This is a genomic window from Cryobacterium sp. Hh38, from assembly GCF_004403235.1.
Taxonomy (GTDB): domain Bacteria; phylum Actinomycetota; class Actinomycetes; order Actinomycetales; family Microbacteriaceae; genus Cryobacterium; species Cryobacterium levicorallinum.
Window position 1 is genome coordinate 1 of record NZ_SOHD01000007.1, and the last position, 13,179, is coordinate 13,179.

Sequence of the window (13,179 nt, forward strand, 5' to 3'; positions counted from 1 at the left end):
GATCATTATCGCCGTGATCACGGCACCCGAAAGAGGGACGCTCAGCGGGCACACAATCGCGTGAAGACAGTGGCGTCGACGTCGGACGCGAGAGGCCCGATAGGGGAACGGCCACCGCGACAGATCTAGGCCTGATCGACGCAACTGCCCACCACGCTGAGACCGTGTCGGAGGGGAAGGATAAACGCGGCGATTATCTGCCGCCGGAGTACGCGGGGACGGGAGCGCGCACGACGCTCTGACTGCCCGCCCAGCAACCTACAAACCCGGCGGAACCGCTCATCGTTCGCCGGGGTCAAAGGCGGTCAGGACGGCGGCAACAGGTAGCCGCGTAGGAACTCATCGAATGCGGCGGGCATGTCGACGCTCCCGTCGAGCAACCACTGCTGCTGGAGCCCATCCATCACGGCAGTGATGAGACGCGAGGCATGCCGCACGTCGAGGTCGGTGCGCACGAGGCCGTTGCGCTGTGCCTCGGAGAGCACGCGCTCGGTGTCGGCGGCCGTCGCCGCGTACCGTTCGACGAAGTAATCGTGCACCGGATACTCATAGTCTGTTGCCTCGGCGGAGATGACCGTGTATAGCGATGTCAGCCCGCGCGTGGTCTGATTGTAGGCGACGACCTTGCGCATCTGCTCGAGAAGTGTGATCTCGCTAACATCGCCGACGGCAGCGCGTACGCGCTCGTCTCGCTGTCTCAAGACCTCCGTGAACAAGTCTTCCTTCGAGGCGAAGTGGTGCAGCACCCCCGCGGGGGTCAGCTGCACCCGCTTGGCGATCTCACGTAGGGAGCCGCTGTGGAAGCCGCTCTTACCGAACACGAGAAGCGCGGCATCCAGGATTTCCTGACGTCGGGCCTGGCCCTTGGGGTAGCTACCGCGCTTGCGGTCCTGAGTGTCCGTCATAGAAGAAACCTATCGCATGTAAGGTTTTTGGGCTAGGGTCGAAACTCAACGAGGGGCTTCACCCCTCTGCGGCCGTTACGAGCAGTCGCAACTCTGTCATACGGCAGGAGTCGAACCAATGGAGGCACGACATGAATCGATGGGGATCAATCGCGGCAATGGCCCTGGTGGGGGTTATCGCCCTGACCGGCTGTGGCCGTTCCGAAGGCGGGAATACCGCGACGAGCGGCGCCGTAATCGACGACAAGCCGGCAACGGGCGAAGTCACGGTCTGGGCGATGGGCAACGAGGGCGAAGTACTCGACCAGCTCGCGACCAAGTTCGAGGACGAGAATCCGGCTGTCACGATCAACGTCACGGCGGTGCCGTGGGATTCCGCGCACGACCGCATTGCCACGTCGATCGCTGGCGGCGAGACCCCGGACATCTCGATGCTCGGCACGACCTGGGTCGGCGAGTTCGCTGCCACCGGCGCGCTCGAGCCCACCCCGGAAGGCCTCGTCGACGAGGCATCCTTCTTCGAGGGCTCTTGGAGCACCGCGGTCGTCGACGACGTCGTCTACGGTGTGCCGTGGTATGTCGACTCGCGTGTTCTCTACTACCGCACCGACCTCGCCGAGGCCGCCGGCGTCGAGGCGCCCACCACGTGGGACGAGTACAAGGCCTTTGCCCTGGCGCTCAAGGGCGGCGGCGCCACGTCAGGCGTTTCCCTTCCGCCGGGCGGATTCGACTCCTGGCAGTACGTTACCCCTCTCGTCTGGCAGGCCGGCGGCGACATCCTGAACGAGGATGGCACCGAGTTCACGTTCGACACCCCAGAGTGGGCTGAGGCGTTCGAGTTCTACAAGAGCTTCTTCGACGAAGGAGCCTCCGAGGCGGTTCGCCTTGAGGGCGGTGAGATCGAACAGAAGTTCATCGACGGATCGGTCGGCTCGTTCTTCAGCGGCCCGTTCCACGTCGGACTGCTTCGTGAGCAGGGCGGCCCGGACTTCGCCGATAAGTTCGCCGTCGCCCAGGTTCCCGGAGCCGACACCCGCACGAGCTTCACGGGAGGCGGCAACCTTTCCGTCTTCGGTGACAGCGAGAACCGTGACGCGTCGTGGAAGTTCGTGCGCTGGCTCAGCCAGACTGAGACGCAGCTCGAGTGGTACGACATCTCCACCGACCTTCCCTCGGTTCAGGCCGCGTTCGAGGATCCGATCTTCGCCGACGACCCCTACCTGAGCGTGTTCGCCGCGCAGCTCGCCGACTCGAAGGCGCCGCCCGCGATCCCGACCTGGGCTCAGGTGTCTGCCGTCATTGACCAGGAGCTCGAGAAGGTCACGCGCGGTGACCAGACCGTTGACGCCGCACTCAATTCGATCCAGCAGCAGGCGGACACGATCGGCACCGGCAACTAGCCATGGTCGTCTTCGCACCAGAGACCGGGCGGGCGCCCTCACCGCGTCCGCCCGCGCCGACGGCGCTTCGGCGCTCGCCCGGTCGGCGCAAGATGACCTGGATCGCGTGGGGCTTTGCCGCCCCGTTTATGATCCTGTTCGTGGTCTTCATGGCCGGCCCGATCTTCGCGTCCTTCGTGATGAGCTTCACCGACCTCACGACCCGCGACCTTCGATCGCCTTTCAACGTGAACTTCATCGGCCTCGAGAACTACCTAAACCTCTTTCAGGACCCCCGGTTCCTCAAGGCTCTCTCCAACACCGCGGTCTTTGTGATTGTGGGCGTCCCGCTCACGATCGTTCTCGCTCTGCTCGTGGCCCTCGCCCTGAACAACGGCATCAACAAGTTCCGCACCGTGTTCCGCGTGGGCTATTACGCCCCCGTCGTCACGAGCATCGTGGCGATCGCTATCGTCTGGAAGTTCATCCTCCAGCCGGACGGGTTGCTCAACGGGTTCCTCTCGATCTTCGGAGTCTCCGGCCCCAACTGGCTCGAAGACACCACGTTCGCCCTTCCCTCGCTCATTGCGATGGCGATCTGGCGCAACATTGGAACCCTCATGGTGATTTTCCTCGCCGGGCTCCAGGGCGTGGGGCAGGAACAGCTTGAGGCAGCCATGATGGATGGCGCCGGTCCGGTTCAGCGATTCTTCAACGTCGTCGTACCTGCCCTGCGACCGACCCTGCTGTTTGCGGCGGTCATCACCGGCATCGGGTTCCTGCAGTTCTTTGAGGAGCCCTTCGTGATGACCCGCGGCGGGCCGCTCGACGCGACCCTCTCGACCGCGATGTACACGTTCAACCAGTTCGGATTCGGCAACTATTCCTATGCCTCCGCAGCCAGTTACGTGCTGTTCCTCGGCATCGTTGTCCTGTCGCTCCTGCAGTTCCGATTCCTCCGACAGAAGGACTGACCATGATGAGACGCAAACCAAGATGGTGGCTCTACATGGTGCTCGTCACGGGGTTCGTCGCGATGATTTTCCCGTTCATCTGGATGCTACTCGGCTCGTTTAAGACGAACGCCGAGATCCGCAGCGCCCCACTGAACTTCTTCCCGGAGAACCCGACGCTTGAGAACTACGTGCAACTCTTCGCGCGGCTCGACTTCACGACCTACTTCACCAACAGCGTTGTCGTCGCGGTCTTCGTGACGCTCGGCAACATCGTGTTCTCGTCAATGTTGGGCTACGCGCTTGCAAAGCTTGAGTTCGCGGGCAAGAAAGTGCTGTTCGGTCTTGTGCTCGGCACGCTCATGGTGCCGGGCGTCGTGACCTTTGTACCGCTGTTCGTGCTCACCTCGAACCTCGGCCTCGTGAACTCGTATCCCGGCCTCATCCTGCCGTTCCTGATCACGCCGCTCGGCGTGTTCCTGATGCGGCAGTTCATCCTGAGCCTTCCCGACGACATTATCGAGGCCGCCAGGATCGACGGAGCCAGTGAGTGGCGGATCTTCCTCCGGGTGATCATGCCGCTGTGCGGACCAGCCGTCGCAACCCTTGCGATCCTGACCTTCCTAGGCAGCTGGAACAACTTCCTCTGGCCGCTCGTCGTCGCCACGAGCGAGGACAAGTACACGCTTCCGGTCGCCCTCGCGCTCTATTCAGTCGGCCAGAACGCCTCGCAGTACGGCCTGATGATGGCGGGCGCCGTCGTGGTCGTGGTGCCCGTGCTCGCGATCTTCATCATCCTGCAGCGCTACTTCGTTCAGGGCATCGCCCTGACCGGAATCAAATAGTAAGGAACACAATGACTTTTCCCAACGGATTCCTGTGGGGTGCCGCCACTGCGCCGCACCAGGTCGAGGGCAACAACACTTCCAGCGACTGGTGGCTGCGCGAACACGGGCAGCTGCCGAGCCCACACCCGGTCGAGTCGCCGAGTGGCGATGCCGCGGACAGCTACCACCGCTACCCGGAGGACATGCGCCTGCTCGCCGACGCCGGGCTCACGAGCTACCGGTTCGGCATCGAGTGGGCCAGGATCGAGCCGGAGGAAGGTTTCATGTCCCGGGCACAGCTCGACCACTACCACCGGATGATCGACACGGCTCTCGGCCTCGAACTCACTCCCATGGTCACACTGCACCACTTCACCAACCCCGCGTGGCTCGCGCGGGACGGCGACTGGCGCAACCCCGCGGTCGTCGACCGGTTCGCGCGTTACGTCGAGTCGGCTCTGCCGATCCTCTCCGACGTCGACCTCGTCTGCACGATCAACGAGCCGAACATGGTCGCCATCATGGCGAACTCGAGCGAGGCCTTCCCGCACGTCGGCCTCCGGCCCGGCGACCCCGTCGTCACCGAGAACCTCATCGCCGGACACACACGCGCCGTCGACATCCTGCGCGGCGCCGGCAAGCGCGCCGGTTGGTCGGTCGCGACGCAGGCCTACCAGCCCGAGCCGGGCGCCGAGCAGGCGGCCGACGACTACGGATACTCACGCGAAGACGTCTTCATGGACGCAGCGCGCGGTGACGACTGGATCGGAATCCAAGCCTATACGCGCACGAAAATCGGCTCGAACGGGCCGATCGCAATTCCGGCTGCTGCGGAGCGCACCCTCACCGGCTGGGAGTACTACCCCGGAGCGATCGAATTCGGCATCCGCCGCTCATGGCAGCGCACCGGTGGCGTACCGATATACGTCACGGAGAACGGCATTGCCACCGCCGACGACGCACGCCGCATCGACTACACGACGGGAGCGCTCGAGGGGATTCTGAGTGCCCTCGCGGACGGCATCGACGTGCGCGGCTACCTGCACTGGAGCGCGCTCGACAACTACGAGTGGGGCAGCTACGCGCCCACCTTTGGACTCATTGGCTGGGATGCCGAGACGTTCGAGCGCCACCCCAAACCAAGCCTGGCGTGGCTCGGCGAGGTCGCCCGGGCCGGGCGGCTCTCAACCTGAACACCATGCAGCTGAGCCTCAGCACTGTATCCGCTTACACTCAAAGCCACGTGCCCCGCGCACTGCAGATTCGGCCGCTTGTTCAAGCCGCTGCAGGGCCGGCACGGTCAAAGACGACACGAAGGAAAACTCTGTGAAATGCACACCGAAGATCGCGGCCCTCTGCGCCGCACTCGTCGCCGGAGCACTCATCGTCGCACCGAGCGCATCCGCTTACCCCGCTCAGGGTGCGGTCAAGGGAGCCAGCGACAGCGACAGCGACAGCGACAGCGACAGCGACGGTGAGGCCAAGGTACTCAAGGGTTACGCGGCCGACACCTGGAAATCACTGTCCGCTATGACTAGCAAAAAGACAGGTCTCCCCGCCGACAAGCTCGCGGGCGACCTCTCCACCCCCAGCGACAACACCAGCCCGACCAACATCGGCGGGTACCTCTGGTCGACGATTTCGGCGCGTGACCTCGGCATCATCAGCAAAACTGATGCCTACACCCGCATGGCAACGACCCTCGAGACCCTCGCCAGCATCGAGCGTCACGAGCCCAGCGGCATGTACTACAACTGGTACTCACCCCTCGACGGACACAAGCTCACCGTCTGGCCCGGGAGCGGCGACCCCGTCGACCCCTTCCTGAGCACGGTCGACAACGGCTGGCTCGCCGCCTCCTTTCGCATCGTCGCCGAGGCCGAACCCCGGCTCGCCCCCGCCGCCCATGCTCTCTACGAGAGCATGGACTTCAGTTACTTCCACGACTTGACCGCCGGCGCTGGCGCTGCCTACGGAGCCGGCCTCAACCGCGGCGGTTTCTGGGCCGCCCCGCCGCCCGGCTGCAGCGTTCTCGGCAACTACGGTGACGACGGATCCGAGCTTTACTACACCTGCCACTACTACGACACGACCGTCAGTGAGGCGCGCATCGCGACCTACATCGGAATCGCCAAGGGAGATATTCCGGAGAAGGCCTATTACGGGACTCTGCGCACCATGCCCGATAGAGGCTGCGACTTCTCCTGGCAGGAACAGAAGCCGACCGGTGAAACTCGCGAGTACCTCGGCGTTCCCGTCTACGAAGGTGTCTACCAGTACCGTGGTACGTCCCTTGTGCCAGCCTGGGGTGGCAGCATGTTCGAGGCGCTGATGCCTGACCTACTCGTGCCCGAAGCCGAATGGGGAGCGCGCTCCTGGGCGATCAACCACCGGGCCACCGTTCGCGCTCAGAAGGAACACGGTCTCGACGAGGCCGGCTACGGCTACTGGGGCTTCTCCCCGGCGAGCGACCCCTTTGCTGGGTACGCCGAGTACGGCGTCGAAGAAGTCGGCATGAGCACCGACGGGTATGCCTCCGACAAGGAGCGCACCAACGTCGACAAGGGTTACGACGGATGCCGCGAGGCCGCCAACCCCACGCCGACCTTCGGTGACGGCGTCGTCACCCCGCACGCCGCCTTCCTAGCCCTGCCGTACGACAAAGCCGGCGTGCTCCAGAACCTCGCCGGAATCAAGAATAACCTCGGCGCCTACGGCCCCGGCGGCTTCTACGACGCTGTTGCGACCAAGAGTGGCACCGTGGCCGCCCGGTACCTTTCCCTGGACCAGTCGATGATCATGGCGGCGATCGCCAACGAACTGCTTGACGATCGCGTAAAGGACTACTTTGTCGACAGTGGTTTCGAGGCGGCGGTCCGCCCGCTCATTGCCGCCCAGGTATTCGGCTCGCGCCTGGAGTAGGGCTCGCTCGGCGGTCGCTCGTGCTTCGGCGCGGCGACCGCCACCGCCTGAGATAGTGGTCCGTGCACCTGTCCACGGACGCAGTTTCGGCGCCTATTCGCCGACGTTACGAAGTAACGTGCCCCTATGTTTTTGTCAAGCGGCGAGTTGGTGTTTAGTTTCGTAGAGGGTGCCGTCTCGGAGCATGGCGAAGAGAACATCACAGCGGCGTCGGGCGAGTGCGATGAGGGCTTGGTTGTGGCGTTTGCCTTGGACGATTTTGCGGTCGTAGTAGGTTCGGGAGGTGGGGTCTCGGAGTGCTGCGAAAGCGGATAGGAACAGGGCGCGTTTGAGGATCTTGTTTCCTCGGCGGGAGGGATGTTCGCCGCGGATTGAGCTGCCGGAGCGTCGGGTCACGGGTGCGAGGCCGGCGTAGGAGGCGAGGTGGCCGGCGGTTTCGAAGTGCTTGCCGGTGACTTCGGTGAGGAGCCGGGCTGCGGTCCTGACGCCGACTCCGGGCATGCTCGTCAGGACGGGGGAAAGAGGGTGGTTGTTCACCAGCTTCTCGACCTCGACGGCGATGTCGGACCGCTGTTGGCGTAGGGCGGCGAGCTGTTCAGCCAAGCGCGGGAGGACCGTCGCGGCGGCATGGGTGCCGACGACCACGACAGTTTGTTCGCCCAGTGCGTGGGTGATTTCTTCTGCCAGGCGGCGGCCCATCCGTGGGGCCAGCTTGAGCAGCCGGGTGGCCATCCGCGTGGTGCCGGCTGTTTTCATCGCCGCGGGTGACGGGTAATGCTGGAGCAGATCTAGCATCGCTGGGTGGTCCAGGTGCGGGCCCACGACCCGCTCCAACGCTGGGTGAATCTGGGTGAGCAGCCCGCGAATTCGGTTGCTGGTCGCCGTCATCTGACCCACGATGTCATCGTCAAAACCACACAGCATGGACAGCTCCGCGACGGACTCATCAGCCAGGTGGATCGACCGCAACGCATGCGGCAGCGTTCGGGCGGCTTGGGCGATGATCGCTGCGTCGCGGGCGTCGGTCTTCGCCTCACCCGTGTGGAGGCCTGGCGATGCGCCGCATCGCCAGGCCGGGCAGGTAGCCGACGAGGACTTCTTCGGCTTGGGCGACGGCGATCGGCAAGGCGCCGATCGTGGCCGGTTGGTCGACGATAACGAGCACCGTGCCGGACTGTTTCAGCTTCCGCAGCACCGCCCGCATCTTGCCTTCGTCGTTCGGTAATGCTTTGTCGAAGAGGACCTTGCCGGCCCGGTTCAGGGCGACGGCGTGGTGCTCGCCTTTGCCAACGTCGACACCAACGAACACGTCGACGCTGTCATAGTTTTCGATCATGACTGCTCCCATCCACTTGTATTCGTGGCCTGGTCTACGGCGTCAAGTCTCGGCATCCACGTTACGAACGACCTCGGCTTTACGCCTAGTCGAGCCCCTATCAGCGATCACCCGACGCCAATCGAGTCCGGTGACAACACCCCCCGGATCATCAACGACTGGGGGTAACAATCATGCCGGACCCGACAGGCCAACTCCCTCAGTGGCCTTGACCCCGGAGAGTGGACACGGGTTAAGCGGCGAGTTGGATCTTTGCGGCCTGTGACGAGTATTGCAGCTCGAAGTCCACAGGCGTGACGTGCCCGATCGAGGAGTGGCGACGGCGACGGTTGTAGGGGTCCTCGATCCACGCCGCGACGTCTCGAATCGCCCGGTCCCGGGTGGGCCAGATCCGTCGGTAATAGAACTCCGTTTTCAGCGTCGCGAAGAAGCTCTCAGCCATGGCGTTATCCCAGCAAATTCCGGTGTAGCCCATCGACCGGGTGATGCCATGCGCGGCCGCGAATTCGGTGATCTGAGCCGAAGCGTATTGGGTGCCACGGTCACTGTGAAAAATAACCGTCGGCGGGCGGTCCCCGCGCAGGACCATGGCCATCGTCAGGGCGTCCTGGATAAGGTCGGTGCGCATGTGGTCGGCGATAGCCCAACCGATCACGCGGCGACTGTGGGCGTCGATGACCGTCGCCAAATACACCCACCCCTCCCACGTCCTCAGGTAGGTAATATCGCCGACCCAAACCTGGTTCAACGCGCCGGTATCCCACTTCCGTTTCACGGCATCCACCGGGTAGGCGTCAGCGTGGTCGATGATGGTCGTCGTCTTCCACTTCTTCGGGCAGATCCCCGCCAAACCCAGGCGTTTCATGGTCCTGGCTACCGTTTTGCGGGAGATGATCTCGCCGTCTGCACGCAGGTCAACAAGGATGCGCGGGGCCCCGTAAACCTCGTCAGAATCGCCGTGAAAGAAGGCGACTTTCTGCTCGATGTGCTCCCGCCGGATCGCCGCCGGCGAGGGCGCACGATCCATCCACGCGTAATAGCCGGAGCGGGAGACCTCGAGGAGACGGACCATGCGGGTGATGGTGAAGTTGGTCTTCTCCGCCAGCATCAGTTCGAACGCTTGCCGTTCGTATCCGAGGCTTCCTGGGCGAAGAAGATGGACGCTTTTTTTAGAAACGCCCTGTCCATCTTCAGATCCGCGTTTTCCTTCCGCAGCCGAAGCAGCTCCGCCCTCTCGGACTCCGTCACCTCGGCCTGCCCGGTCTCGTTGCGGGCCTTGAACGCGGTCACCCAGCGGCCCAACGTGGCCTCGTTGATGCCGAGCTCGCGGGCGACGGTCGCGACCGCTCTGCCGGTGGTGACGACCAGCTTCACGGCCTCGTCTTTGTACTCAGGGGTGAAGTCCCGACGTGATCTTGCCATAGTGAACACTCTCTCTTGTGAGGTGTCCACACAACGGGGTCAAGGCCACAGATACTCACACCATCCGAGGTTACAAACAAGGTAAGGGGGAACGCCCCCCGGGATTCAAGTTCGGGCCATGAGAGCAGGTGCGCCGACTCAGGGTGGCGTTTGACTTGCAACTGGGCGATCCTCATGCTGAAGTGATGCAAGGATCCGTGATTGGTGAGCGATATGTCGTGGTCGCGTTGTTCGAGCCGATCGCTGTTGGGACATTATTCAGCCGAAAGGATTGGCCGGCACACGTGACGTTGGCATCGAATTTCATCACTGATGTGTCTGTTGATGACGTGGTCCTCGCCGTGAGACGGGTCTGTGCCCAAATCGAGCCGATTGTCCTACAGTTCGACGGCGCAGCGCTGTTTGGCCGCAATCACGATGTGCCAGTGCGGCTAGTGCGATCCGCAGGAGCCTCGACTCTGCACCGACACCTAGCCGATCAACTCCAACCATTGCCCGGCTTCGCCGCCGACGATCCCGCCTTTTGGCGGAACGGATATCGTCCTCACCTCACCCTCAGCTCGACGGAGTCCGTCAATGAGAGAGACAGCTGGAGCGCGTGCAGTGTCGCGATCGCGCGGCTCGATGACGTCGGCGCAGTGATTACAGCGGCTTTCAACATCCCTGAGAAGTAGCTCTATCTGAACGCGCTGCACGGCCCGTGCACGAGCGCCCGCAAGCGGGACCTCATACGGGAACGCCCCCGCAAAGACAGGGCCCCGCGCACCGTCTGAGCAAACTTGTCCCGTTTGACCTGTCGCGTAAGGAAATCCCGCCAAGGCACGTCAACTGCGACAGGCTGAGGACCGCGTTCGGGTCACGTCTACTCATGACAACGACATGACTTTCAACGAACTTGATAGCCGGATTGTCCGAAGTAGGTGGCAATAGTCCGAACTGGACTGTCACGTGACAGATGTGCCCCCAGGCAGATTCGAACTGCCGCCCCTGCCTCCGGAGGGCAGTGCTCTATCCCCTGAGCTATGGGGGCCAGGGTGGTTCAAGGTTAGCAGCTACCCGAGGTGACCGAGCACCGCCGACATGAGGCGCTCGGAGTCGCCCGGCTCGATGAAGGCTGGCGAGCTCAAGGTGACCCAGTAGGTTCCCGTGAAGACCTGTGCCTGGCCGCTGCCGGCGGCGGCGTATTCAAAGAAGCCGTCGACGGTCGGCGGGGTTCCGTAGGTGGGCACGGCCTGGCTGTCGGCATCCGCTTGCTGCTTGAGTGTGGTCATCAAGACGTCGTTCGGCGCCACCAGCGAGAGCTCGATGAGCTCGCCACTAGTCTGGTTCGAGTAGCCGCAGGCGAGTCCGTTGTAGTCAAGCGCAGACTCGGCCAAGCCACCGGCGGCTGGGGCGAAGCTCGGCGCGGTGCCGTAATTCGGGTTGAAATCGTAGAGATCCTGCAGGGTGAGCAGCTCATCGCAGGCTCGCTCAATCGGAGAACCGGTCGCTTCCGGCGTCGGCGTCGGCGATGACGAGGGCGCTGCACTCTCTGTCGGTTCAGCGGATGCCGTGCTCGTCGCCGCAGAATTCGTCGGCGTCGGCTCGTCGCCACTGGCGCAGCCGCTCAGAACGAGCGCGAACAGAGCGCTACCGGCGAGCACCAGGCCTGCCCGACGCCGCGCAAAGCGAGGAACGGTACGTGCAAATGAGGGGTAGACGCGGGTATCAGTCACGTGTTGACCCTACCAACAGGAGGGGCCGGTACGATTGTCCAGTGACTCCTGCCGAACTCTCCCAGTCCCTCTTCGATCTCATCCAGGACGTAAGCGAACGCCGACGCGAGGCTGACACGGCAAGGGTAGACCTCGGACTCACCCTCGCCGACGTCGCCGTCGAACGCCCGCGCAATCGCGACCACGGTGACTGGGCCTCGAGCATCGCGCTGAAGATCGCCAAGCCGCTCGGCACCAACCCGCGTGAAATTGCAGCGGAGTTGGCCGCCGGTCTCGAACAGCTCAGCGATGTCGCATCCGTTGAAATCGCCGGCCCCGGCTTCATCAATATCCGTCTTGAGGCTGCGGCGGCCGGCGCGCTCGCCAAAACCATCGTCAACCTGGGCGAGGTCTACGGCACCGGCCACCTCTACGACGGTCTCAAAATCAACCTCGAATTCGTCTCGGCCAACCCCACCGGCCCGATCCACATGGGCGGCGTGCGCTGGGCCGCGGTCGGCGACAGCCTCGCCCGCGTACTGCAAGCCGAGGGCGCCGACGTCACCCGCGAGTACTACTTCAACGACCACGGCTCGCAGATCGACCGCTTTGCCCGCAGCGTGCTGGCGAGCTACCTCGACGAGCCCACTCCCGAAGACGGCTACGGAGGAGCGTACATTGGCGATATCGCGGCCAACGTGCTTGCGAAGTACGACGGCGACGTCGCTGCCCTGCCCCGCGACGAGCAGCAGGAAGTGTTCCGCTCGATCGGTGTCGACCTCATGTTCACCGAGATCAAGGACAAGCTGCACGGTTTCGGCGTCGACTTCGACGTGTATTTTCACGAAGACTCGCTGCACGAATCCGGCGCCGTCAACCGCGCCATCGAACGCCTCCGCGAACAGGGTCATATTTTCGAAGCTGATGGCGCCATCTGGCTGCGCACCACCACCTTCGGCGACGATCGTGACCGGGTGATCATCCGCTCCAATGGTGAACCCGCCTATATTTCGGGCGACCTCGGCTACTACCTCGACAAGCGTGAGCGCGGATTCGACCAGTGCCTGATCATGCTCGGCGCCGACCACCACGGTTATGTCGGCCGCATGATGGCGATGGTGTCAGCCTTCGGTGACGAGCCCGGCGTGAACCTGCAGATTCTGATCGGCCAGATGGTCAACCTGCTCAAAGACGGCGAACCGGTGCGCATGAGTAAGCGCGCCGGCACCATCGTCACCCTGGACGACCTCGTCGACGCCGTCGGTGTTGACGCCGGCCGCTACGCCCTGGTGCGATCGAACAGCGACTCGCAACTCGATATCGACCTCGACCTGCTCGGCAAGAAGACGAACGATAACCCGGTCTTCTATGTGCAGTACGCCCACGCCCGCACCTGCTCGGTCGCCCGCAATGCGGCAGCGAGCGGCGTCGAGCGCTCGGTGTTCTCGCCGGAGCTGCTCGTGCACGACAGCGAATCCGCGCTGCTCGGCGTGCTGCAGGAATACCCGCGCATCGTCGCCCAGGCCGCCGAATTGCGGGAGCCGCACCGCGTCGCCCGCTACATCGAAGAGGTCGCCGGCTACTACCACCGCTGGTACGACAACTGCCGCGTCATCCCGCTCGGCGACGAACCGGTCACCGACCTGCACCGCACCCGTCTGTGGCTCAACGACGCGACCGGCCAGGTGATCCGCAACGGCCTCGACCTGCTCGGCGTCACCGCCCCGGAGCGTATGTAATC

General features: G+C 63.7%; 9 protein-coding genes, 1 tRNA gene and 2 pseudogenes. 7 read left to right on the plus strand and 5 right to left on the minus strand.

The window, feature by feature from the left end; genetic code table 11:
• Positions 1-305: 305 nt before the first annotated feature.
• Positions 306-905: a TetR/AcrR family transcriptional regulator gene (locus E3T41_RS02250; protein WP_134477150.1), complete on the minus strand. Its 600-nt coding sequence runs from the start codon at positions 903-905 to the stop codon at positions 306-308.
• Between the two features lie 131 nt (positions 906-1,036).
• On the opposite strand from E3T41_RS02250, the gene E3T41_RS02255 reads away from it, so the two are divergent.
• The 5 genes from E3T41_RS02255 to E3T41_RS02275 all read left to right on the plus strand — a co-directional run bounded on the left by E3T41_RS02255 (position 1,037) and on the right by E3T41_RS02275 (position 6,986).
• Entirely contained in the window at positions 1,037-2,305 is a 1,269-nt protein-coding gene (locus tag E3T41_RS02255; RefSeq protein WP_241991001.1) for a sugar ABC transporter substrate-binding protein, read from the plus strand.
• 92 nt (positions 2,306-2,397) lie between these two features.
• Positions 2,398-3,258, plus strand: coding sequence for a carbohydrate ABC transporter permease (locus E3T41_RS02260; RefSeq protein WP_241991002.1), 861 nt, complete (start codon positions 2,398-2,400; stop codon positions 3,256-3,258).
• Between the two features lie 2 nt (positions 3,259-3,260).
• Entirely contained in the window at positions 3,261-4,082 is an 822-nt protein-coding gene (locus E3T41_RS02265; RefSeq protein WP_198416384.1) for a carbohydrate ABC transporter permease, read from the plus strand.
• An 11-nt stretch (positions 4,083-4,093) separates the two neighbouring features.
• Entirely contained in the window at positions 4,094-5,257 is a 1,164-nt protein-coding gene (locus E3T41_RS02270; RefSeq protein ID WP_134477156.1) for a glycoside hydrolase family 1 protein, read from the plus strand.
• Positions 5,258-5,390: 133 nt separating this feature from the next.
• Entirely contained in the window at positions 5,391-6,986 is a 1,596-nt protein-coding gene (locus E3T41_RS02275; RefSeq protein ID WP_241991003.1) for a glucoamylase family protein, read from the plus strand.
• 135 nt (positions 6,987-7,121) lie between these two features.
• Here E3T41_RS02275 and E3T41_RS02280 read toward each other — a convergent pair.
• Together E3T41_RS02280 and E3T41_RS02285 are read right to left on the minus strand one after the other, a co-directional pair.
• A pseudogene (locus E3T41_RS02280) lies at positions 7,122-8,378 on the minus strand (IS110 family transposase).
• Positions 8,379-8,554: 176 nt separating this feature from the next.
• Positions 8,555-9,744, minus strand: a pseudogene (locus E3T41_RS02285) (IS3 family transposase).
• A gap of 155 nt (positions 9,745-9,899) precedes the next feature.
• Between E3T41_RS02285 and E3T41_RS02295 the strand changes: the two are divergent.
• Positions 9,900-10,418 (plus strand): 2'-5' RNA ligase family protein, encoded by a 519-nt coding sequence (locus E3T41_RS02295; RefSeq protein WP_134477167.1) that lies wholly within the window; start codon positions 9,900-9,902, stop codon positions 10,416-10,418.
• 284 nt (positions 10,419-10,702) lie between these two features.
• Here the strand turns inward: E3T41_RS02295 and E3T41_RS02300 are convergent.
• A tRNA-Arg gene (locus tag E3T41_RS02300) sits at positions 10,703-10,774 on the minus strand.
• Between the two features lie 22 nt (positions 10,775-10,796).
• Positions 10,797-11,459, minus strand: a complete 663-nt coding sequence (locus E3T41_RS02305; protein ID WP_134477170.1) for an iron ABC transporter ATP-binding protein — start codon at positions 11,457-11,459, stop codon at positions 10,797-10,799.
• A gap of 41 nt (positions 11,460-11,500) precedes the next feature.
• Here E3T41_RS02305 and argS point away from each other — a divergent pair, with 41 nt between their 5' ends.
• Positions 11,501-13,177, plus strand: a complete 1,677-nt coding sequence (gene argS / locus E3T41_RS02310; protein WP_092448762.1) for an arginine--tRNA ligase — start codon at positions 11,501-11,503, stop codon at positions 13,175-13,177.
• Positions 13,178-13,179: the final 2 nt, after the last annotated feature.

Bases quoted from the DNA above. Each gene is read 5' to 3' on its own strand.
- E3T41_RS02250 (WP_134477150.1), bottom strand. From the start codon at position 905: ATGACGGACACTCAGGACCGCAAGCGCGGTAGCTACCCCAAGGGCCAG.
- E3T41_RS02255 (WP_241991001.1), top strand. From the start codon at position 1,037: ATGAATCGATGGGGATCAATCGCGGCAATGGCCCTGGTGGGGGTTATC.
- E3T41_RS02260 (WP_241991002.1), top strand. From the start codon at position 2,398: ATGACCTGGATCGCGTGGGGCTTTGCCGCCCCGTTTATGATCCTGTTC.
- E3T41_RS02265 (WP_198416384.1), top strand. From the start codon at position 3,261: ATGATGAGACGCAAACCAAGATGGTGGCTCTACATGGTGCTCGTCACG.
- E3T41_RS02270 (WP_134477156.1), top strand. From the start codon at position 4,094: ATGACTTTTCCCAACGGATTCCTGTGGGGTGCCGCCACTGCGCCGCAC.